This window comes from Spirosoma spitsbergense DSM 19989, assembly GCF_000374085.1.
Lineage (GTDB): Bacteria > Bacteroidota > Bacteroidia > Cytophagales > Spirosomataceae > Spirosoma > Spirosoma spitsbergense.
Genome location: NZ_KB893499.1, coordinates 146,004 through 169,390 on the forward strand (window position 1 = coordinate 146,004; position 23,387 = coordinate 169,390).

Below are 23,387 nucleotides of genomic sequence, written 5' to 3' on the forward strand. Positions count from 1 at the left end.
ATCATCAGTTTATAGTATGAACGTCCCCATTTATTCTTTACTAACTACACAAAGACTCACTTCCTAAATTCCTTAATCATTCATGAACGCTTTGACCCATTGTTTATCTCTGGCCCTGCTGACGGGCCTTCTGACTATGACATCCTGTTCTTCCAAAAAAGAAAATACGGCCGACGAACAAAAGCCCGGCATCGAAAAAACAACGTACGGCCAACTGCCCGATGGCCAAACGGCTGATTTATTCACGCTGCAAAACGCGGCCGGTATGACCGCCAAAATCACCAACTACGGCGGTATCCTGGTGGCGTTGACCGCCCCCGATAAAGAGGGGAAGTTTGAGGATGTAACGCTGGGTCTGGATTCATTGTCGAGTTACGTCAAAAACAATCCCTTCTTTGGGGCACTGGTCGGGCGGTATGGCAACCGGATTGCCAAAGGAAAATTCACGCTGGATGACAAGCCCTATAACCTGTTTATCAACAACATGGGCAACCATTTGCACGGTGGTAAAGTAGGTTTCGATAAAGTGCTGTGGACTGCTACCCCTGTGGATGGCGACGAACCCGCCCTGAAACTAACCTACACATCGAAAGATGGCGAAGAAGGGTATCCGGGTAATCTGTCCGTAACGGTGACCTACACCCTGCAAAAAGATAACGCCCTCAAGATTGATTACGAGGCCACGACCGATAAGCCAACCGTGGTAAACCTGACCAATCACACCTATTTTAACCTGACAGGGGATATTAAACGTGACATCCTTGACCACGTTGTAACCATCAATGCCGATAAGTTTATACCCGTTGATGAAACCCTGATTCCAACCGGCAAACTCCAGCCCGTGGCCGGTACTCCTTTCGATTTTACGAAGCCAACGGTGGTAGGTGCCCGTATCAACGATTCCACCGACACACAGATAAAATACGGCGGTGGTTATGACCACGCTTGGGTACTGAACGGAGAGGCCGGTTCGCTGAAAAAGGCGGCTACCGTTTATGAGCCAACCTCCGGGCGGGTAATGGAAGTAAGTACCACAGAACCCGCCGTGCAGTTCTATACCGGCAACTTCCTGAATGGCAAAGTTGTAGGCCGCGAAGGATTTCCGTACAAAAAACGCTACGCCCTCTGCCTGGAAACCGAACACTACCCCGATTCGCCCAACCAGCCGTCGTTTCCGACAACGACCCTACGCCCCGGCGAAACGTATAAAACCACCACCATTTATCAGTTTTCGACGAAGAAAGAGTAACGCATTCGTCGGCTAATTTTCGGAAGCGATGAAGCAGTTTTTAATTCTGGCCAGCCTTTGCTGCCTGCTGGTACTCCTTTTGACAGGCTCATTTCCGGCTAAAACGTCGCCCCAAAAAAGCACTCCGCCCAACGTCGTCCTGATTTTTATGGACGACATGGGCTACGGTGACCTGGGCTGCTACGGCGCCACGCAGTACCAGACGCCCAACCTCGACCGGATGGCTTCGGAAGGTATTCGGTTTACGAATTTTCTGTCGGCACAAGCGGTTTGCTCGGCCTCGCGGGCCGCTTTACTCACGGGTTGCTACCCTAACCGGGTGGGCATTAGCGGTGCGCTGGGGCCAAGATCAACTGTGGGCCTGAATCCTGACGAAACCACCCTGGCCGAGGTCCTCAAAAAACAGGATTACGCTACGGCCATTTTCGGTAAGTGGCACCTTGGCGATAACCCGGCCTTTTTCCCCGGCAAGCAGGGGTTCGACACCTACACCGGTTTATTGTATTCCAACGACATGTGGCCAGTCGATTATGACGGAAAGCCCATTACTGACGAGACTAATTACCGAAAGAAGTCGTACCCAACGCTGCAACTGATGGAGAACGACAGGCCCCTGCGTGACATTACTACCCTCGAAGACCAGGCCACGCTGACCGGCGAATATACCAAACGGGCCATACAATTTATCAAAAAGCAGAAGCAGAATAATACCAAACCGTTTTTCCTGTATATGCCGCACAGCATGACGCACGTACCCATTGCGGCATCAGCACCGTTTCGGGGGAAAAGTCAGCAGGGGTTATACGGCGATGTGATGATGGAAGTCGACTGGTCGGTGGGTGAAATTCTGAAAACACTGAAAGAAACGGGTATCGACAAAAATACCCTCGTCATATTCACTAGTGACAATGGTCCCTGGATAAACTTTGGTAACCATGCCGGGTCTACGGGTGGCCTGCGCGAAGCAAAAGGCGTTAGTTTTGAAGGGGGTCAGCGGGTGCCGTGCCTCGTGCGCTGGCCCGGCGTAGTACCCGCCGGACGGGTATGTACAAAACTCAGTTCTACCATCGACCTGTTGCCCACCATTGCCGCTGCCTGTTCGGCCAAACTGCCCGAAAAGCGCATTGATGGTATTAGTCTGATACCGCTGTTTAAAGGCGATTTTGCCCAGACACCCCGCCGGGAGTTTTATTATTACTACCGAAAAAATAACCTGGAAGCCGTTCGGCGCGACGACTGGAAACTGGTTCTGCCGCATCCGGGTCGCTCGTACGAAGGTCAGTTACCGGGTAAGGATGGTTTCCCCGGTAAAGCCCCGGAAGACCACCCCTACCCGCTTGCTCTCTACGACCTGCGCCGTGACCCCGGCGAACGGTACGATGTGCAGGCCATGTACCCGGAGGTGCTGGCAGATCTGCAAAATCTGGTCGAAAAAGCCCGCGTCGACCTGGGGGATGACCTCACTAACCGCACGGGTGCCAACGTTCGACCCGTGGGGAAAGTAGCGGATAAATAGTTCAGACGCAGATAGACGCAAGACAAAGACTTTAGCAGTCTTTGTCTTGCGTCTTCTAAAAGCTTACTTTAATCTACGCCCAAACCCGGCGCAGGAACCGAAGCCAGTTACCGTGCATGACATTGGCTACATCGGCCTCCGTGTACCCCCGTTGCCGCAGCAGGTCGGGTATTTTCTGTAAATCGGCAATGGTTTCCAAATCCGTCGGCGACTGCTCTTTACCAAAAGCACCATCCAGATCGGAGCCAATGCCGATATGCCGGGCATTACCGGCCAGCTGGCAGATATGGTCCAGGTGGTCAATCATGACAGAAAGCGTACAGTTTGTCCCCTCCGGTGTAGATTGCCCCCGTACCCAGCCGGGCACCATCATCCAGGCATCCAGTGGCCCACCAATCACGGCATCCCGCGCAATCAGTTCCTTTAGCTGCTCATCGCTGAACTGCCGGTTATGATTAACCAGGGCGCGGCAATTGTTGTGGCTGGCCCAAACCGGCCCACCGAAGTAATCGAGGGCTTCCCAAAAGCTATCGTCGCAAAGGTGCGTAGCGTCCAGAATAATGTTAAGCCGCTCCATTTCCTGCAACAACGCCTGACCGGCAGGTCCTACTCCACCGCTGGCATCGGTGCCCTGCGCGTACCGGCCGGGGCCGTAATGGGCGGGGCCAATGGCCCGCAGGCCGTAGTTATAAGCGGTTTCAACGTCGGCTGGCGTTCGTAACGAATCGGCCCCTTCCAGACTCAGGATGTAGCCTACCGGTTTCTGGTCGTTGGGGTTTCCATCCTGCCAGCGCGTCAGGTGCTTCTCCAAACCGGCCAGGTCACGAATCTGTACCATTTCTCCCGCATCCTCCATCGCGTTGTACCAGGCACGCTGTCCCTGCGTTTGCGCCCATGCCTGCTCCGGCGAGTGCCAACCGGGCAATGGGTTATCGGGAGCCACGTAGCGGGCTATCTGCGTGGCCACCACCAAACCAATATTTCCCCGGCGTAATTCGGGTAAGGAAACGGTGCCTTTTGCCCGGTCGGGTTTATCGGTCATACCCGCTTCGCGCTGGCGCAATTGGGCTACCGGCTGACGCAGGTCGCGGTTCCACTCCAGGGCATTCATACTCAAATCGAGGTGAGCATCTATCGTAAGCATCAAATCAGGTTGTTAAGTTGGAAGGAATTAAGTGATTCACAATCAGTAGTTCGATTGCTACCAGCGTACCGACTGAAAGGTCCAGCCCGGTTGTATTTTCTGCATCTCTACTTCATCATCCCGTTTTGTGAGCCCGCAGTTCAGGTAATTCTGATGCAACCGGGCCAGAGCCACCCGGTCAAGCTCAACGCCAAGACCGGGCTCTGTTGGCACCAGTACCGCTCCTTCCTCGAATGTAAAACGCCCGGCCGTGATTACCTCGTCCGATTGCCAGGGGTAGTGCGTATCCAGCGCATAGGTCAAGTGCGGAATGGCCGCACCCAGATGCACCATCGCAGCCAGCGAAATACCCAAATGACTATTGGAATGCATCGACAATCCCCGCCCAAACGTTTCGCAGATACCAGCCAGAGTCATGGATGCCCGCAGCCCACCCCAGAAATGGTGATCGCTCAAAATAATATCCTCCGCCCCCAGCCGGATGCTGTTGGGAATGTCCCCAAACGATGTCGTACACATATTGGTAGCCAGCGGAATAGTTAGCACCTGTCGAACCTGCGCCATATTCTCCTGACCCCGGACCGGGTCTTCCAGGTATTCGAGGATGGGTTCCAGTTGGCGACCGTATTTGATGCCCGTTTCCAGTTTCCAGATGGCATTGGGGTCAAGGCGAAGAGGGACATCAGGGCCAAAGGCTTCGTGCAGGGCAAACATAGCATCCACTTCCTGTTGCGGCTCAAATACACCCCCTTTCAACTTAATGGACTGGAAGCCAAACGCAGCGCACATCGCTTTTGCCTGCGCCACTAGTTCGGCTGGTGTTAGCCCGCTTGCCTGCCGGGCGGCTGCCCAGCCCGTTGCGGCTGGGTCTGTACCGAAACCCAGTTCTCCCCCCGCGCCCTCATATTTATAGAACAGATACGCGGCAAACGGCACCCGATCCCGCATCTTACCGCCCAGCAAATCAACAATCGGCCGACCCGTTACTTTCCCGATGATATCCATACAGGCCACCTCGATGGCACTGAAAATATGCACCAGTTTACGTTGATCCCAGGGCGTTTCACCCCGTTCGGCAGCCGTATCGGTCCCAAACTGATCAATAAGCACCTGCCTGATTTCATTGAGCTGAAACACGTCTTTCCCAATGAGCAGGTCGATGGAATCGTGCAGGGCGGCATCAATGGCCCTATTTCCCGGAATTTCGCTAATCCCCGAAATACCATCGTCCGTCACCAGTTCCACGATGGTCCGCAGGGCATAGGGAGCGTGCAAACCGGCGGCATTCAACAACGGCGGGTCAACAATGGCAATGGGCGTAATGGTAATGTCTTTAATTCGGGGACCCGTTTTTTCAGGCATAAGCATAGCATCAGTAGTAAAATCAGTGGCTAATGGCAAAGGTATTATTCGTATCTGTTTCTCCCGATACCTGCGGCACCGGGTTATACTAACGGGAACAACTGAGCCGCAATAAGAATGACAACCAGACCTGTTAAGCCCATGACCACCAGCAGGGGAGAAATCGTTTTGAGCGCTTCCTGCTCAGTCAGGTTACTCAGTTTGCAGATGATCCAGAAACCGGAGTCATTCATCCAGGGAACCAGTTTTGAGCCGCACCCTATGGCCAGACCCAGATACAGCGGATGGAATCCCAGATTCGCATTTCCGGCCATTCCAGATAAAATTCCCGACGCGGTAATGAGGGCCACCGTGGCCGAACCCTGCGCGGTACGCACAACGGCGGCAATCAGGAAAGCCAGCGGAATCAGAGCCATCTGGTAGGTGGAGGTCATGTCGGCAATACGGGAACTGATACCGGTCTGCTGCAACATACCCCCAAAAGCGCCACCCGCAGCGGTAATCAGAATAATCCCTCCCCCACTCATCAGAGCGGTCTGCACAAAAGCCGTCAGCCCTTCTTTAGTGCCTTGCTTTTGCCGGGCCAGGATGAGCAACGCGACGATGCCCCCCGTAATGATGGCACTATTTTTATCGCCAAAAAATTTGACCAGGCTCACCAGTTTACTCCCGAAAGCAGCATTCGTAAGGGGGACACCCGGCGTGGTCATGGCCCCAAGAGCGGTATCGGCGCAGATAAATACCAGTGGAATCAGCACCGGCAACACGGACAAACCCAGCGGGGGTAAATTCACAGTGTCTTTGGCGGCAATGGCCCTGATATCGTCCAGACGAGCATCCAGCGAATCCCGCAGGGGTATCGGCCATTTACGATTGGCCCACACCGAAAAAAAGTAGCCGGACGTAATGGTAAAAAGGCCCACAATGGTACCGCCAATCATCATCATGCCAATGGGAATACGCATTTCGCCCACCAGAAATAGGGGCCCTGGTGCAGGAGGTACCAGCGAATTAGCCATAGCCGCCCCCGCCATAATACACAATACCAGCAGCAGGTAATTTTTGCCAATCCGCAGGGCCATCGCTTTCGCCAGCGGAACCATCAGAAAGATGACCGTATCGAAAAAAACGGGAATACCCACAAAGAAACTACCAACCAGAAAGGCTACGGGCGCTTTTTCGATGCCCGTGAGTCGTAGCATCGACCGGATAATCCGTTCGGCGGCCCCACTTTCCAGCATACATTTGCCAATGATAGCGGCCATAGCAATCAGGATACCTATTTTGCCGCAGGTATTCCCGAACTCCGTGGCGATGCGTTCGCCAATGCCTTTTTTAGCCAGGGCAGCGGCAGCCGCCGGAGCTGTTCCCTTAGCCAGGGCAAACTGTTCTATGGCGGCAGCCGGTGTCATGAGGGCTACGACAAACGCCCCCAGCAACAGGGCTAAAAAAGGGTGTAGTTTCAACCCAATAATTCCACCGACTACGATTAAAACACCGGCGGCTAAAATTAAAAGCGGATCAGTCATCAGGGAAAAAAGTTACGGTCGTTTGCGTGGGTGGCTTGATCCGTCAGGTCAGATTTTCCATCTCAGAAATAAAGGTGTAAATACGGCTGCTTTACTTCTTACTGCAGGAAATCGTGCCGACAGGGAGTTAACAGCCAGTATTTGGGGATTTTCCTACTTTTCTACACCTTTATGATAATCCGCAGCTGCAAACTAACCAGTCCTCTAACGAACGATGCCCAACCCGGAAACCGAACCCAATATCCTGAACCGTCGGGAATTCATGACCTGTGCCGGTGCGTCCGTAGTGGCTCTTGGTACAGCGGGATTACCCCCCGCAGCGGCCGAACCAACCAGACCGGGTAAGGCACCGGTCCCGATTCGAATAGAAAATGTGAATGCCAACTTCGAGCGGGAGCCGCTGAACCCCTACCGGTTTAAGGGGAGTGCCATTACCGATAGCTGGCAGACCGTGGCCCGGCTTGACTCAGCATCCGGGAGACACGCCGTTGGTTTGGGCACGCAGGGTGTTCTCTGGTCGGACTCCCGTGTATTTGCCGCCCACTCCGAGAGTGCCGGAAACGCCCTTATGTATGCCATGAGCGAACGGGCTTTGCAGCTACTGAAAGGAACCTCCTTTACCAATCCTATTGAGCTGATTGATTCGTTACTACCCGAGGTATTGGCTTATGGCAAGCAGATAACGGGCAATCCTGACTTACGAAAAACCTTTGCCCTGAATGCGCTGGTATGCGTCGATAATGCCGCCTGGCTCCTGTATGCGCAGGAAAACAACATAACCCGGTTCGATGATATGATTCCCGATACCTACAAACCGGGCTTATCGTATCGGCACGATAAAGTAGCCAGTATCCCCTCCTTCAGCGTCGGAACAACCGCCGAAACGGTTAAGGCGGCTGCCGACGAAGGTTATTTTATCCTGAAACTCAAGACAGGTTCCGCGGGTACGCAGCCCGAAATGATTGAGAAGGACATTGCCTTTCTGACAGCCGTGCATCGGGCTATCGGGCAGTACGAAACCCCCTATACGCCCCTATACGAAGAGCGGCAAAATACCGTATTACTTCGATGCCAATGGGCGGTATGAAAAGAAAGAGACGCTGCTCCGTTTTCTGGATCACGCCAAAAAGATTGGTGCTTTCGACCAGATTGCGGTGATCGAAGAACCTTTTGCCGAACACAATGAGGTGTTTGTGGGCGATTTAGGCGTACGGGTTGCTGCCGACGAAAGTGCCCATACGGTGGAAGATGCGGCCCGGCGCATCGAGCAGGGTTATTCGGCTATTGCCGTGAAGGCCATTGCCAAAACCCTGAGCGTGACCATGAAGATTACCCAGCTGGCTTTCGAGAGAAAAGTACCCTGTTTCTGCGCCGATCTGACTGTGAACCCCATTCTGGTCGACTGGAACAAATGCGTAGCCGCCCGGCTCCCCCCTTTTCCGGGCATGACGGTTGGTTTACAGGAAACCAATGGGCATCAGTACTATAAAAACTGGGACAAACTCATGACGTACCACCCCAAAGCGGATGCTGCCTGGATACGCGCCCACAAGGGTATTTTTCGTACGGATAAATCATTCTATGCCCAAAGCGGAGGCATTTTTGTCCCTTCAGCGCATTACGAGAAACTCGTTGGCTAATTAGAAAACTGCCGTAAAAACCAGGCTGGCTGAACAATCTTAGTGCTTTGGCAGTAATCAACGCATATGTCTCTCTTAGTTATCGTCCGGCACGGCCAATCGCAATGGAATGCCGAAAATCGCTTTACGGGTACAACCGACACACCGCTTACCGACCTCGGCAGACACGAAGCCCGCCAGGCCGGTGACTTACTAAAGGCAAATCAGCCAACTAATTTCAGTATTGGCTTTACTTCGGTTTTGCAACGGGCCATTGACACGATGGCTATTATCCTGGATGAAATCAAGCAAACTGACCTGCCCGTTGAACGCAGTGCGGCTCTCAACGAACGCATGTACGGTGATTTACAGGGGTTGAATAAGACGGAAGTAGAAGAACGCTTTGGGGCTGACCAGCTTTTCCGCTGGCGTAGGGGTTATACCGACACTCCCCCAAAGGGTGAAAGTTTAGCCGACACCCGCGCACGGGTAGTTCCCTATTTCAACACAGCCATTTTGCCCCATCTGCAAGCCGGGGAAGCCGTTCTGGTGGTAGCGCACGGCAATAGCCTGCGGGCGTTGCTGATGGAACTGGAACAAATCAGCCCGGAAGACATCGAGAAGGTAGAACTGGCCACCGGCGTCCCGCACCAGTACGATTTTGACAACAAGACCGGCGCATTTCGGTTACTACCTGCCTAGTACGGGTCTGCTGTCAGCATTATACGCGCAATACCCGGTTTGTCATTCCCTTCGTTATGCTGCACTACCTGTAAATGAGGGTAGCAATTAAGAACGGGGAATAAAAATACACTGGGCAGAAGTAGACGTCACTAAGTAAGCCTTACTTTCTTCGGATAGCTGTCACCTCAAGACGTGAATGATAATTCCAATCCCCATAGTTGCAGGGAGGGCGAAGGCTCCCGCTGACGTAAACGGTATCAATATCGTTGACTTTCCCTTTTATGAATTCAGGGTTACAATAAACCGCTGTATACAACTGCCATCCCTGCTGAAGATGATCTGGGTCCAGAATACTGATCAAGCTAATGTTGTGAATGGCTAAAGCATCATTTAATACATTGTACGGTTGTCCCTGACAATCACAACCCAATTCGCCATCCGGTCCTGTCTCTTTATGGCAGGAGCTAGATATAGAAAGTATCAGTAGGATGTACACCGCAAGTTTCATATCAGGCAATTATCTCTTTTACATCAGTACTCTTACGTCAATCCACGCTTACTTTATGGCGATCACTTCTATTTCGATTAACACATCGTCGCGGACGGTCTGGGTAACGGCTTTGGTTTCAGTAATCTTCGGTGGAGTAGACAGATAAGCAGCCTCAACTGCCTGCAATGCCTGTGCCTGGGCTACTGGTACGGCTACGATGTCTGGCCCTGTTTTAACCGAATACTTGATCTGGTTTATATCTGTCAGGTCCATATTGACCGTAGCCAGTGCCGTTTTTATATTTTCGAAAATCTGCCGGGTCTGTGCCGTCAAATCACCCGCTCCCACCAAATCACCATTGGCGTTGAATGGCCGCTCTCCACATATGTATACCTTTTTACCGGGAATACCGGGTTCTACGGGGTATAGATACCCTGATGGAACCTTGGGCGCAATGGTAGTCTGGGCCTGGCTACACGAAGCCAGTGCCAGACAGATCAAAAAATTACGTATGTATTTCATCGTTATGTAGGATTTAAACCAGTAACAATAAGTTTGCCTATCCTGTCAAAATCAGCCGTTTGTACGAATATACGTACTGGCCTGATCATCTTCACCATTCGTATAGCCATTACCCGGTGTTGAATCGGAGTCGGGCTGATCAACGGACATAATCTGGGCCTTGTTGGTGAACATACCGCTACCGGTTACCTGAACAACGAAGGTCAGACTCGTGGATTGCCCAACGGGTATCTGCCCAATTGTACCACTCACCGACGATCCGTTGGCGGTCATGCCCGATGAGGAAGTAACGAACTGAAGACCGGCAGGCAGTACATCTGTCAACGCTACGTTGGTAGCAGCCAGCCCCCCCCGATTCTGCACCGTGAGTGTAATGGTCAGGGATTGTCCTGACTGTACAGCCTGACTGCTGGTCTGCATGAACAAACTCAGGTCGGCTTTATCTGGTTCGGGCGCAGGCTGATTCGGCTGAACGGGTGGTAACGGTCCCTGGTTGGGGTTTGGCGACACGTACACATTCCCCGACGTTACGGTTGTCCGCAAATCAGTCTGCGTCTCGTCTTCCTCCCCGTTAGCCGTACCATTATTCAGGGTTACGTTTGGAATCGGGTTAATACTGGCTGTCAGTTCGGCAGTGGGGAAATAGGCTCCTTCCGCCGTCAGGCGGGCAGTATAACGTCGGGTTACTGTCTCACCAGTACCAATGTTGCCAATGATGCCACCCACTACGTTGTTCAATGCAGACAGGCCACTGGCAGAAACAAATGAAACATTGGGTGGCAAACGGCTCTGAATGCTTACAGCACCCGCATCGCAGCCACCTTTGTTCTGTACCGTTAACCAGAAGCTTACCGTGTCGTTCAACGCCACAATACGTCGGGTTGTTTGCATGCTCAACCCCAACTCCGCCGGAGCCAGATCAATTGTTTTGGAAACCACCTCCGATAAGCACCCATAAACCGGATTCCGGGCTTGCAGCGTATAGGCCCCCGGCGTGGTAACGAGTATCGATTGCGCGGAAGAGCCGGTACTCCAATTGTTCGCCCCGGTATAGGACGAGGTAAGAGTCAGACCCTTACTCTGGCAAATGAATGACGTACCGTTATCCGTCACCACTGTTGGCGTTCCGGGCTGAACGTTACCGGGCACTACTACGGCAGGCGGAAAGTATATCTTGTTCTGCGGATTTTTCAGCCTTGCCGAGTAAGTTCCCATCCCAACCGTTACACTGCTGTTGGTACTGCCGGTAGTCCAGTTGTACTGGAAACCAGCGGGTTGGGTAAGCAATAGCTGGTTGGAGGTTGCACAGGCAATGGTAGCTATTGGTTGTGTTTCGGCAAGGTAAGGGGTGATGGTGTTCAGGTAAGCATCACTAATGGCCGAAGCCCAGGCCTGTCCCGCTTTTATCTGTCCGGCAGGTGAAAAGTGGAGTTGATCGGGTCGGTCATCTAGTGAGTTGATATTATCAAGATCAGGCCCCTGGAAAGCTAGATAACCCGGCCTGCCAATAGTTTGAAACTGCGGCTGCCGCACATTGTCGAAACGCGCGCCCACATAAGAAGAAATGGCCACAATAAAGGCTAGATTCGGTTTACTAAATTCATTCCTGACCTTATCGATAAAGCCACCATAATATTTATAGGTTGAATCGGCGGGGTTAGCCCGGTCATTTTCTCCGTGCTGTACCAATACAGCCCGCAATCCCGTAGTGGGTACATACAGGTTCATCAGGTTACGCGTATTGGCAAAGGGCATGCGCAGGTCATAGCGAACGAATGAATGCTGAAAGGGAATATCATACGCTGCCCAGTAGGTTTGCTGCATGTTTGTTCCACCGAATCCGGCATTATACAGCAGCACGGGCACATTGATTCGCTGAACGAGTGCATCGCCCATGGGTCCCCACAGCCAGGATATACTGGCGAATGGCGACATGCCCCCATTAGTCAACAGCTTACTAAAGGCCAGTCCCGGCAGATAGCGGGTATCGGCCGTGTTGAGGTAAGTTTGAAAATCGCTGCTGCTCTGGTCGAGGGCTACAATAGTGACCCGGTCATCACTCGGCCCGTTCGTAGTCGGGCATCTGTTTGTTCCGTCGACATAACAGGCTGAGCCCTGCGCATTGGAGTGTCCCATGATGGCAAATACCTCCCCCACCCCAAATCGGTCTACCACATCTGATGCCACCACACCCCCTCCGCTCAATCCCCGAACTTCCAGCTGATACCATCCCCCCCGCACCGTTAGCGAACCGTTAAATTGCCCATTTGTGGGGTTATTCTGCAAAGGCACCCAGTCCGTTGACGTTCCCTGACCCGCTACCCGCGCCACTACCCGTGCTTCAATTGATTCTACTGATTGGGAATAGCTACCGGCAATCTGTACTGTTGCCTGGTTATTATTATTACGCTGGACAACCAATCGGCTAACAGGAAATGTAATTTTAAGTTGGGCTTTTGCCTGCCAGGTACATAAAAGACTACCTATGCAGGTCAAAAGCAACACCGCGCTCGCTCTTACTATCATGCTGTATACTCTTTCAGCGTTGGATAAACTATATGTATGTATCAAGCAAGAATCATGCTTGTCTTTATTATTCCCAGTTTTAGAGGCACTAAAAAAAAGCAATAATGGAATAAAAAAGGGTAGAAATAACAGAAACATTAAATTTTAATGTAGTACAGCCATTCCGTAGTAATCAGACAAAAGCAATCATTTTCACGCCTGCACTAACCCAATAGTAATCGAATGCCGACGAGCCTCGGCACTGTGGACAAAGTAACAGCAGGCTACCCCCGCAGCGTCTATGGTGGCTACTATCTGTTCGGTACGTGTTTTATTGGGTGCGTAAATTTGTCGAATGTATACACAGCGAATCTGCGCGGGAAACTGCGCTACTATCCGTGCATAGATAACGGGGTCCTGCTGCGAGTCGTCGCCCAGCAGAACAAACTGCCGGGTTGGGTATAAGCGGATAATCTGTTCTATCCGGTCAAATTTAGTATGGTGTTTCCCTCTGCCTGTTTTGAGCAATTCGGTCAGGCGTTTGAGCGGACTAAGCCGGTATACGCCCTCTGGCAACCCGTTTTTCTGAGAAAACTCCAGAATATAGCTGTACAGATTCCACTCACTGCTGGATACATAGAAGAATGGATTAAGCGCCTGCTTATTCGCTCCCGCTTCGGCCAGAAGCTGGTAATGAGCCACTACACCGTCAAAAGGAGTACGGCTGTGGGCGTTCTCAGTCAGGAGCACCAGTAATCGCTTGGCGATGGTTGAGGAGTGCGAAATCAGGAATGTGTCGTCGATATCCGAAATGCAGATGAACGGCGTTGAGTTTGGTATCAGCACCTTCCCCTCATCCTCGGCAATTAGTAGCTCAGGCGTTATTACCTGCGATACAACCTGTGCTTTTATCCGATGCCAGCCGGGAGGCAAAGGTTCCATCAGGGTTAGGGCAGTGGCAAAGTAACCATTGGCATTGGCCTTCGTTTCAATGACCTGCTCACCAAAGTAGACCTTCACCAACGCATTGGGATAGGGTTTTACCAAAAAAAGGCGTAGCACGGCCAGCAGATTGACGAAGTCGATGTTGCGGTACCGATTCCGGGCCAGGGCACTGCGTTTGAATACATGCCCGTCAATCAGTAGTTGGGTATCGTTACCAAATCCCCGGTACAGGCGCACCACCGGCTGATCACTCAACCGTAGTTTTGCCAGGAAAAATCGTTTTATTTTATCCTTCAGGCCAATTTTTTGTTTATTCATTATTGACGGGCTGCTGAGGTTATAGATCCCTATCATTTACAACGTTTAATTTCCCTATAAGTTGACTTTTTTATTCGCCATCAACCCCGCTTCGGGCGGTACGGACAAAACCCCATGGGAAGAGGGTATCCGCACTTTCTTTGCCGACTCCCCCCATCAGTTCTACCTGTTTCACCTCAACGGAGAAACCGATGAGCAGACCCTGCCCCAGCAGATTAAGCAGCATAAACCAGATCGGGTAGTAGCCGTAGGAGGTGATGGTACCATCAAGTTTGTCGCTACTTTTCTGCTCGATACAGGCATTCCGCTGGGCATACTACCGGCTGGCTCGGCCAATGGTATGGCCCGTGAGCTGGATATTCCTACCGACGTTGCCGGTAGCCTGGAGGTTCTGGTGGAGGGGGAGACCAAACCCACCGATGTGGTACTCATCAATGATGATGATATCTGCCTGCACCTGAGCGATATAGGACTGAACGCCCAGTTAGTACAGCACTACGAAAAAAACAACCTGCGTGGCAAACTGGGTTATCTTCGAAGTGTAATTAATGTATTGAAAAAACGTCGGCTACTGCGAGTATCCATTACCATTGGCGACTCCTGCGTGGAGCGGGCGGCCCTTATGGTGGTACTGGCCAATGCCCGGATGTACGGAACCGGAGCCGTTATCAATCCTAACGGTTCTCCCTTCGATGGCCAATTTGAAGTCGTTATTTTTCGTCGGCTTTCGGTATTGGAGATTATAAAACTGTTCTGGCGGTATAAGCCCTTCGATCCCAGAAATGTTGAAATTTTCCCGGCTACGTCTATTACAATCGAAACGCACCGGAAAGTTTATTTTCAGGTAGATGGCGAGTACCGGGGCAAGGTAAATCACATCAAAGCCACTATCAAACCGGGGTCCCTGCTGATAGTACTACCAAAGTCGCCATAAACCATGATATCAGGCGGCAAAACAGAAAAGTCGGTGAGTGATCCGGCTAAGCATTAACCGGTATATGGATACGTTGTGGCTCACTGTACAGGTTGAACCGGTTATTACGAACAAAACCCGCCAGCGTTATCCGGGCTTCCTGAGCCATCTGTACAGCCAGACTCGACGGGGCACCTACGGCGGCTATGAGTGGTACGCCTGCCATCCAGCTTTTCTGTACCAGTTCTACGCCAATCCGGCCACTCAAAAAGACACCAGCCTTACTGAGAGGCAACCAGTTGTGCCAGAATGCCGCACCAATCAATTTATCCAGCGCATTGTGCCGGCCAATGTCTTCTCGCACCAGCAACAACTTCCCTTCCGTATCGAACAGAGCAGCCGCATGAATCCCCCCCGTATGGGTAAAAGCCGGCTGGGTTTCCCGAACCCGATCCGGCAGAGTGTGCAACACCGACGAACAAAGGCTGGAGTCCGATAAAACGGGGCCGGGCGTAAGCGACCGTACCGCTTCAATGGAGGTTTTGCCGCACAACCCACAACTGGACGACGTAAAGGTATTACGCTCCAGCCGCGACCAGTCTACTAACACATTCGGCTGGAGTTCAACCCGGATCACATTACCTTCTTTTTCGGCATCCTGTACACAATGCCGGCACGACAGTACGTCGGCTGGCTGGTGAATGATGCCTTCGGTGAACAGAAACCCTAGTGCCAGTTCTTCATCGTGGCCGGGTGTTCGCATCGTTACCGATACGGCCCGCTGCTGGCGGTCGTTCAGCGAACCAAAGCCCAGTCGAATTTCGAGGGGTTCTTCAATAGCTAATAAATCCGGTGCTTCACGCTGGCTGTTACCGGAAACTTTCTGAATGGTAACGGGGGAAACAAGAGACATACAGAAAAACGTTTCAGGAAGAACAGGCAATAGTGGCAGAAAGTTATCAGCCCGGACACGGCTTCACAGAAAACTCAAAAGTTGAGAGAGGCCGATGCTTTCAGTGCAAATGAGCTGAGCGGGATATTATTGGGACCATCATCCAGGTAATTGAGCCGGTGAATGGCCTGAATACGAATGAGTTTAAAGATATTATCGATACCGTAGCCTACTTCTACATAAGGCTTGTTTTTATCGAGGGCACCAAAATAAATAGGTCGCGTGCCGCTTGGTAACATTTTCCGGGAAGCTACTGCCTGATTTTCATCGGATAAACCTCCCCATAAAGCATCTACATTGGCAATCAATCGCCAGTTTAGCTTTCGAATCAAGGGCAGGCGGTTAAACAAAAGTCCTTCAAACTTATGCTGGATGTGAACGGCAACAAAACGGTCGCTCACAAACTCGTAAAACTGCATTCGGTTAAAGGTATTGACCGTGAGCAGGGGCGTAGGATTACCAATGTGCGGAAACAGCATGGGGGCAGGCATCACATCGGGCGTATATCCTGCCGACAGCAGGTAGGTCATCCGACCAAGGGTTCCGATTCGCAGCGACTGCTGTGCCCGCAGGGTAATCCGGCGGTAATTGAAATCGCTACCCAACGATTTCATCCCCTGCGTGTAGCGGATGGTTAAAACAGGCGCGCGTTTGGTACCGAGGGTAATGCGGTTGTTCCCCTCCATAATGTACTTTTCCTTCCGGGCCAGTCGCGCTTCAAACGACCAGTAAGCATCATTAATGTCAGAAGCCAGGGTAGACTGGTCGCCCAACTCAGGTTCCAGCCGGTAACGAAACGGGAACAATGGGTCGAAGGTACGGCTCCCAAGCGTGGCTGTCAGCAAAACCCCTTTTATTGGCTCTGTTTTAATATAAGCTTCTTTCTGATAGCTCTGGTATGCTCCGCGATACCGGCCAAAACGGTTCAGGGCATAAAAAATCCGGTTACCCCCAATCAGTTCGGGCGTAAGACCCAGGCGTTCCAGATCGCTGGATATCCGCACACCCGCTACCGTCCAGTGCTGCCGGGAAAACAGGTAATCCAGTTCACCCCCGTATTTGAACTGCCCATCCAGTGTCCCGTAGGCCAGGTACCCCCGCACTACCCAGTTGCGGCTAAAATCATCGTTGGTCCGAAAACCAATGCGGGTGCGTAGTCCTTCTACACTGTTCACGGCAAACAGATACGGATACGGCCCCAGGTCGAACCCGCCTACTTTATAAAAACCCGTCACTAGTATCTGCCCGATCGCTTCGGCTTTCTTTACCGCTGGTACCGACCGCAGTTTAGCGATCACCTCACGGGTCTTCAAATCCTCTTTACTCAACGAGTCGTTGCCAGCCAGGTTGCGCTGGATGGAATGCCAGAAAGCCTCATTTTCCGTAGCCACCGTATCGCTCAGTTCGACGGCCTGCTCATAAAAACCCGGTGGATGTGGTCGGTTCACGATGATGTTGTCATTCCGGAGCGTTACCTGCGCCCGCAGACCCAGCGATTGTTTGCCCACGCCCGTCAGGTTGGCCGAAAGCCGGATACTGATGGGCAACCAGCCTGCCGTAGCCCCCTTACCCGATGAAGAGTCGATAGTCGATTCCAGTTCCTGCTCGATGGTGAGAGACCGGACATAATTCAGATTAGCTCCGCTGCCAATACGGGTTTCGATCTGGCAGAGCGCAAATGAAGTAGTATCGATCCACGCTTTCCCGATAAACGCAAGGTCCTCCTTGCGCTTGGGATCGAACTGGATTTCGTAGCAGACATGGTCGCCAATCTGAGTGGTATCGGCCAGAAAAAATTCGTACCAGCTTTTCCAGTTATCACCAACGGGCGAGGCAAAATCTTTGCCCAGAATTGGAATGTAATTGTCGTAGAAATTCTGACTTACCAGGTTGGTACCGCCCAGCAACTGCGAACTCAGCCCGGCATCATCTACGGCAACCCCTCTAATCCGCGTTTTCCGGATGTCTTCCCGTTTGCGGTCGGGACTGTCTCTGAAGTAATACCTTGACACCGATTCGGAAGCCAGCAACGGCAATAACTTATGCCCCTCATCATCCACAATCGAGTCATATTTACTCATGGCCTTGTTAATGCTTTTGATGAGTGGATTCCTGCGCATCCGGTCCGTAACATGACTAATGGCAATATCAGTTTTCACATAACTATCGTACTCATAAGCAGCCAGGCGTTTACGGTCGTTCAGGTCCCGATTTTTACGGAGTTGGCGGAGTACGCGCCAGGCGGGGTTTTCACCAGCCCGAACGGTTACCTCCTGGAGGGCCATGCCTCCTGATTTGAGTTTAAAATCGACCGCCTGAGTAGTTCGTTCGGGATCGATAGCCAGCCGAAGTGTCTTATAGCCCATTGAGCTAACGGCCAGCGAATCAGACAAAAGCTTGGCGGTCAGCGTATAACGACCCAGTTCATCTGCCATAGCACCATTCTTTTTGCCAACGAGGGAAACACTGGCAAACGGGATTGGTTCACCCGTATTCGCGTCAGTAATCAGGCCGGTAACAGTGTACACAGTTTGGGAATATGCACTGCCAGCCGGAATGATACAAATAAAGAAGAAGGCGCACAAGCGCAGCAGACGGTTTATAGTACTAATCACAGTCTGCTAAATTAAGTAAAAATCACCCATTAATATACCTTAGTTGTGTGAAGTGATACAAGTAAAGTGCTAAGTAGCAATAATCTACTACTAAGTGTTTTTACTCACTCCGAAATCGTTATCCAACGAGCCAGATTCGGTCCGTCTCGGCCCCCTGCTCTGTCCATTCAACCAATACCTGTTGCGATTCGAGCGTGTTGACCCGTTTGCCGGTATAATCAGGTTTGATGGGTAAATCGCGGTTGTAACGCCGGTCAATCAACACAACAAGTTCTACTTTCCGGGGTCGTCCGAAAGCGGTCATGGCATCCAGGGCAGCCCGCACCATGCGGCCCGTTGCCAGCACATCGTCGATCAGGATTACCCGTTTATTTTCGATAATAAAAGGAACGTTCGTGGTATTGGCACGCAACGGGCTATCGCGCCGACGGAAATCGTCCCGGTAAAAAGTGGCATCCAGATAACCAAGCGGTACCGTTTGCCCTAATGCCCGATTCAGTTCCTTCGCTACGCGTTCGGCAAAATAAATACCCCGTGGCTGCATCCCCAGAATGACCGTATCGGAAAAATCCTGGTACGTTTCGATCAATTGTTGTGCCAGTCGGCTAATAACAATTTCAAGCAGCGGGCTGGACAGAATCAGGCGTTTTTGGTTCATGATGTAAAAATAGCAGGTAAGTCCATTGTCTGTTTACCTTGTGTACTGCTTATTACCCGGATACAGGCCTTAAGCAGTAGCGTTTTTACAGGCAGCGGTTTTGCAGACAGTAGCCCTGTTTCTTATACGTACATGGCCGTTCGCTTTATGAAAAGTAAACTGAACGCTTAGCGCAGTGCATTTGGCAGGTACTAAGCAATCAGCAGGACCAAAATGGTAATCAGCAGGATAAACCGATTCGGGTGTTTTGAGTTATCTATGTAGTATACCTACTTTAACAATACGCGCATGGAAAACGTAAATCAGGATGCGATGCTGAATAAACGCCCGCAGCCAGCCCAGCCCAATACGGGCGAAACAGCCCAGGTCCCCGACGATAGTGTCATGCTTAATGAAGACTATAACCCGACCGATTTAGCAGGCGAGGTGGATAGTGGGCCGGACGGTGTTGGTGTAGCATCGGGCAGCCCGACAATGCAACAAGATACCAATAACTATGGCAACGGGGATTCACTGGGCAATAACGATGGCACCGAACCCGATCCGACCCTAACGGATACCGCACAGTAGTCTGTTCAAATTCCACACTTCTGCCGCACCAGACCGAGCCAGATAGCCCGGCCTTCGCAGTTCCAGTGGGTGTCGCTTTTGAGGTAGGGAGACACCGGGCTCTGCTCAAATGCCCGATAGGTATCTATAGTTGGTACCGTTAGACGCGGGTTGTTCTGAACCCGTTCGATCAGGTGGTTGTAGTCGTCCCGTTCCTTTTCCAGAATGGTGGCTTTGTTGGGGATAATGGATAAATAAACGGCATCGAAACCCAGTTGCCGGTAGCGGCTTGCTACCGAATTGGCACTGTCGACCAGGGCGTTAATTTCCAGATCCGTTACCGCTACAAACGACGAGTTCAGGGGCTTTTTCGGATTCGTGTCGCTGTTCAGGAACAAATAGTGATGGTTTTTCGATAAACTGACACTTGCATTTGCCCGGTCAAACCAGTTCAGTGTCAGACTGGCTTTCAACTCCTTGAACCAGAATGCCCAATCCTGACTAAACAGAGCCGATTCGAGCCGTTCTTCTACATCAGTCCAGTGAATTTCAAGGCTAATCCGCTGGAATATCGTTGGGTTGGTGGCACGATGCCGGGCCGTATCCTGCTCGACAATAAATTCATTAACAGGTCGGCCAAAGTGCTCCCGAAAATGACGCTCGACCGATTCAATCAACAGTATGTTTCGCTTCGTTGAATCCAGCTCAATCCGTTGCTGATTGTCCCAGCCTACGCGCCGGTAATAGCTGACCCGAAAGTCATCTTTACTCAGGCGCTGTGGTTCCGAGAAACTATCGCCAATCAGGTACAGGTGCGTAGAAGCCGAATCACTCGCCCGGTTAGCGGGTGGACAAACAGGCTGTGCCAGCTTAAACTGATGCAGGGCCGAAAGCCGGTATAAATCACCATACCGGTAATCATCCGCAATGATGCCGGTACGATAAAGCCAGCGTGATACGGTGGTAGACAGACCTCCCGCCCACAGAGCAAGGGCTATTGCAAAAACGATATAGCGAAGAAAGTGCATTAGCGTAAAATCAAATTCTACTACCTCAACCGAATACTAAATAACTCAACAGCCTGCTGGGCACCACTCAGTACATATAACTCATTGGTGCGCTCATCAAATTGTAAAGCTACCGGAAAGTCGCTCGGAATGGGTCGGTCATTCAGGATGCGCCCGTTCAGGTCATACAGCATGGTAAAGTTACCGGATTGAACGCTGATTAACTCAATTCCTGCCCCCAGCCGATGATAGCGAACACTGTTACGTCCCGACTGCAATGCCCGAACGTCGAACAGGCGCTGGCCCCGCTGATCCAGCACGGTTACTTCGGTATCCGTAGTACGGAGCAACAGCCAGTTCGTCTGGTCTTCGTCGGGAAAGAGTCGGAATGTACCGCGCCGTACGGGTCGGTACAATTGGGTTCGCCTGGCAATCAGGCCATTGCTGTTGATGGCGAATAGCTGCCCTTCGTCGGCAATGGTCTGAATCATTGATTGACCCGCCGGTAGCAACGCTGGTCCGGCAAACCGTATTTTGGGTTGTTCTTCGTTTTGCCGCTCAATTCGGGTGGGAAAATGTGGATACTGTGTTCCATTCTCCCGCCAGTGATTCAGGGTACCATCCGTCTGAATAGCCAGTACATCCATCCCTTCTGGCGTCGTAATGACCTGAAAAGGTAGCTGCAACGTGTCTTTGTGCGGAGCAGTCATCAGGCGGACGAACGTTCGGCGTTGCCGGTCGAGGGCATAGATGTGACCCTCTCTGTGGGCTACCAGTGCAACCAGATTTCGTTGCTGACTACCCCGTGGCCGTGCCAGATAGGATGGATCGATACCTTTTGGCAGCGGAATAGCCTGCAAGGCTACCTCCTTCTTAATTCGTACGGGGTCGGCAATATATAGCGTCCGGTCAGTCATGAACAGGTATTGCAATCGTCCATTGTTCAAAAAATCGACTCCCAGGGCGTTGCTGCGTATAGGTCCATCGGTACTATTCTGCACCAGTTTGTCGCCAGCGGGGGTTACCAGCACAAACTGACCGGCGTTGTTCTGTGCGTAAAACTGAGCCGAACTATCACTCAGATTGCCCGTTACGATAGGGGCCGAAATCAGCGGGGCATTGAATTCCGTTTTCTTTCTCAGCAGTACTTTATGAAGAACTGCCCGGCTGGCCCGCTTAGTGGTGCGGCCCAATATAACTGTCGACTGAATATTCTCGTTACCATAACTGGCCTGATAGGCCATATTTTCCAAATTTGACAACGAGGGGCTACCAGTTGCCAGATCGACCTGGTCGAGTAAATTCTGCCAGGCTAAAGGCCAACTGGCGGGTACAGTCGTCTGGCCCCGGTGCAACCGGGCGAAGGCCGTGAAATTAGCCGGACGCAGCGTCGCATTCAGTAACTCAGCCTGCGGTTCGTCGGCTGTCCAAACGGCTCCCCGTGCCACCTGCTGCAAATAATCCTGCATCGTTTCCTCACTGTTCGTAACAATCAGTGCGGGGCCGTGTTGGGTAATCCAGCTTTGTGGGAAACCCGCAAAAAGGCTACTCAGGAGTGAGGCCGGCAATTCAGGTACATTGAGCCGCAGGATTTTGTGGCCCAGGTAATTTTTTGGGGCATCGGGGGCTCTGGCTCCGGCCCGGAAAGCTACCTGCTGATACGCATTGGCCAGTAACCGTCCGTTCCTGGTGGTCAGAATCAATACCTGACGGGGGCCACCCGTAGCCGATTCCAGACGGCACAACAGAATATCACTAGCCAATGCCTCATAAAGAGCTTTTGTTTCTGGCTTAATCTGACTGAACCGGTCGCGCAGGAAATCGCTGGAAGCCGACCCCAGCAAGGTGCTGAGTGACTGCCCAAAACGCGGAGCATCACTAATGCTTATGTGGTACAGCGTGGCCGTCGTTTGCGGAATAAGTTCCGGATGCTGGATACGCTGGGGGGTTTGATTCGCAAACAGGGCTGCCACATCGCGCCGACCGCCAATCTTATCGACCGAATAGCCAATGAGGTGGGAACGGGAGGCCGAATACCGAAATTGCAGGTTCAACTCTTCGGGCAGGAACAGCCTCACCAGTGAACCAACATCGCTAAACAGCGACTGTAAAACGTCGGGCCGCACGGATAACCCGGCTATGTGGTCGGCATCCATGCGGAAATTATGCACTTTTTGCGTCCGTTTCAGGGACTGGTGCATTCGTTTAGCCACATTCTCAATGAGAATACCCGATACGCTGCCAACCAGAAAATGTTCTGTCAGGATAAATGACCCGACCGGTTCATTACCCCGATTGACCAGATCAAGAATTTTCTCCCCCGAAAAAGTATGGTTCAGGACGCGGTATTGTCGGGGGTCAGGATTGGTTACCCGGTTAATAAACGACTGATCTTTATCAGAAATGGGGATATAAAAGATAAAGTCGAGGGTCGTTTTTGAGATGGAGTGTAACGAGTAGCGGACATCCCGACCCGAGATAAATTTCAGCACCGTGGCCGTATCGGCCGTTGCGTACAGAAACCGGTCGAGCCGCTGACGGGCTTCGTCGAAGATTGGTACTTGCCGCAGGGATATTTCAGTACGCAGCGTCCGGGCGGAAACGGTATCCTGCAACCGATTACTGGTGATTACCAGCAACGCCCCCGGTGGCATCAGCGAATCGACAGTGCGACCGGCCGGAAACAATTGCCGGTAAAAAAACCAGCCTGCTACCAGTAAAGCTACCGCGCCAATACCAATCCAGAGACGTTTATGCATAGAATAGTGGTAAGTGAGTATGTTATAACGTAGTAAGTGGCTGACGCACAA

The 23,387-nt window shown here is 51.8% G+C and carries 18 protein-coding genes; 7 read left to right on the top strand and 11 right to left on the bottom strand.

The features are described from left to right. Window positions 1-82 precede the first annotated feature (82 nt). Entirely contained in the window at window positions 83-1,249 is a 1,167-nt protein-coding gene (locus B157_RS0112095; protein WP_020603590.1) for an aldose epimerase family protein, read from the top strand. 28 nt (window positions 1,250-1,277) lie between these two features. Beyond that, complete coding sequence (locus B157_RS0112100) at window positions 1,278-2,765, top strand: sulfatase family protein (RefSeq protein WP_020603591.1); 1,488 nt, start codon at window positions 1,278-1,280, stop codon at window positions 2,763-2,765. A gap of 73 nt (window positions 2,766-2,838) precedes the next feature. On the opposite strand, the gene B157_RS0112105 is transcribed toward B157_RS0112100, so the two are convergent. The 3 genes from B157_RS0112105 to B157_RS0112115 form a co-directional block, all read right to left on the bottom strand. Continuing rightward, the gene (locus B157_RS0112105) at window positions 2,839-3,909 is read right to left on the bottom strand and encodes a dipeptidase (RefSeq protein ID WP_020603592.1); all 1,071 of its coding nucleotides are present in this window, start codon (window positions 3,907-3,909) and stop codon (window positions 2,839-2,841) included. Window positions 3,910-3,966: 57 nt separating this feature from the next. Then, entirely contained in the window at window positions 3,967-5,271 is a 1,305-nt protein-coding gene (locus tag B157_RS0112110) for an enolase C-terminal domain-like protein (RefSeq protein WP_020603593.1), read from the bottom strand. Window positions 5,272-5,354: 83 nt separating this feature from the next. Then, window positions 5,355-6,800 carry a GntP family permease gene (locus B157_RS0112115; RefSeq protein ID WP_020603594.1) on the bottom strand — a complete coding sequence of 482 codons (1,446 nt, stop codon included), beginning with the start codon at window positions 6,798-6,800 and terminating at the stop codon, window positions 5,355-5,357. 214 nt (window positions 6,801-7,014) lie between these two features. Here B157_RS0112115 and B157_RS40485 point away from each other — a divergent pair, with 214 nt between their 5' ends. From B157_RS40485 to B157_RS0112125, 3 genes are all read left to right on the top strand, one after another. After that, the gene (locus tag B157_RS40485) at window positions 7,015-7,887 is read left to right on the top strand and encodes a hypothetical protein (RefSeq protein ID WP_425423197.1); all 873 of its coding nucleotides are present in this window, start codon (window positions 7,015-7,017) and stop codon (window positions 7,885-7,887) included. 25 nt (window positions 7,888-7,912) lie between these two features. After that, window positions 7,913-8,440, top strand: coding sequence for a hypothetical protein (locus tag B157_RS40490; RefSeq protein WP_425423199.1), 528 nt, complete (start codon window positions 7,913-7,915; stop codon window positions 8,438-8,440). A gap of 66 nt (window positions 8,441-8,506) precedes the next feature. Continuing rightward, window positions 8,507-9,121, top strand: a complete 615-nt coding sequence (locus tag B157_RS0112125; protein ID WP_020603595.1) for a 2,3-bisphosphoglycerate-dependent phosphoglycerate mutase — start codon at window positions 8,507-8,509, stop codon at window positions 9,119-9,121. Window positions 9,122-9,659: 538 nt separating this feature from the next. On the opposite strand, the gene B157_RS0112135 is transcribed toward B157_RS0112125, so the two are convergent. The 3 genes from B157_RS0112135 to B157_RS0112145 form a co-directional block, all read right to left on the bottom strand. Continuing rightward, window positions 9,660-10,115, bottom strand: coding sequence for a RidA family protein (locus B157_RS0112135; protein WP_020603597.1), 456 nt, complete (start codon window positions 10,113-10,115; stop codon window positions 9,660-9,662). 51 nt (window positions 10,116-10,166) lie between these two features. Next, window positions 10,167-12,641, bottom strand: a complete 2,475-nt coding sequence (locus B157_RS0112140) for a sialate O-acetylesterase (RefSeq protein ID WP_026308654.1) — start codon at window positions 12,639-12,641, stop codon at window positions 10,167-10,169. 192 nt (window positions 12,642-12,833) lie between these two features. Next, entirely contained in the window at window positions 12,834-13,883 is a 1,050-nt protein-coding gene (locus tag B157_RS0112145; RefSeq protein ID WP_020603599.1) for an App1 family protein phosphatidate phosphatase, read from the bottom strand. Between the two features lie 61 nt (window positions 13,884-13,944). Between B157_RS0112145 and B157_RS0112150 the strand changes: the two genes are divergently transcribed. Further along, window positions 13,945-14,817, top strand: coding sequence for a diacylglycerol/lipid kinase family protein (locus tag B157_RS0112150; protein WP_020603600.1), 873 nt, complete (start codon window positions 13,945-13,947; stop codon window positions 14,815-14,817). Window positions 14,818-14,863: 46 nt separating this feature from the next. Here the strand turns inward: B157_RS0112150 and fdhD are convergent, their stop codons facing one another. The 3 genes from fdhD to pyrR form a co-directional block, all read right to left on the bottom strand. Next, on the bottom strand, window positions 14,864-15,709 hold the full coding sequence (gene fdhD / locus B157_RS0112155; RefSeq protein WP_020603601.1) for a formate dehydrogenase accessory sulfurtransferase FdhD: 846 nt from the start codon (window positions 15,707-15,709) through the stop codon (window positions 14,864-14,866). 74 nt (window positions 15,710-15,783) lie between these two features. Beyond that, window positions 15,784-18,363, bottom strand: a complete 2,580-nt coding sequence (locus B157_RS0112160; protein WP_026308655.1) for a DUF5686 and carboxypeptidase-like regulatory domain-containing protein — start codon at window positions 18,361-18,363, stop codon at window positions 15,784-15,786. 118 nt (window positions 18,364-18,481) lie between these two features. Then, complete coding sequence (gene pyrR / locus B157_RS0112165; protein WP_020603603.1) at window positions 18,482-19,021, bottom strand: bifunctional pyr operon transcriptional regulator/uracil phosphoribosyltransferase PyrR; 540 nt, start codon at window positions 19,019-19,021, stop codon at window positions 18,482-18,484. Between the two features lie 288 nt (window positions 19,022-19,309). On the opposite strand from pyrR, the gene B157_RS0112170 reads away from it, so the two are divergent. Continuing rightward, a complete protein-coding gene (locus B157_RS0112170) occupies window positions 19,310-19,591 on the top strand; it encodes a hypothetical protein (protein WP_020603604.1) in 282 nt (93 codons plus the stop codon). Between the two features lie 5 nt (window positions 19,592-19,596). Here the strand turns inward: B157_RS0112170 and B157_RS0112175 are convergent, their stop codons facing one another. Both B157_RS0112175 and B157_RS0112180 read right to left on the bottom strand, forming a co-directional pair. Next, the gene (locus B157_RS0112175) at window positions 19,597-20,598 is read right to left on the bottom strand and encodes an alginate O-acetyltransferase AlgX-related protein (protein ID WP_020603605.1); all 1,002 of its coding nucleotides are present in this window, start codon (window positions 20,596-20,598) and stop codon (window positions 19,597-19,599) included. Between the two features lie 20 nt (window positions 20,599-20,618). After that, a complete protein-coding gene (locus B157_RS0112180) occupies window positions 20,619-23,336 on the bottom strand; it encodes a hypothetical protein (protein ID WP_020603606.1) in 2,718 nt (905 codons plus the stop codon). Between the last annotated feature and the right edge of the window lie 51 nt (window positions 23,337-23,387).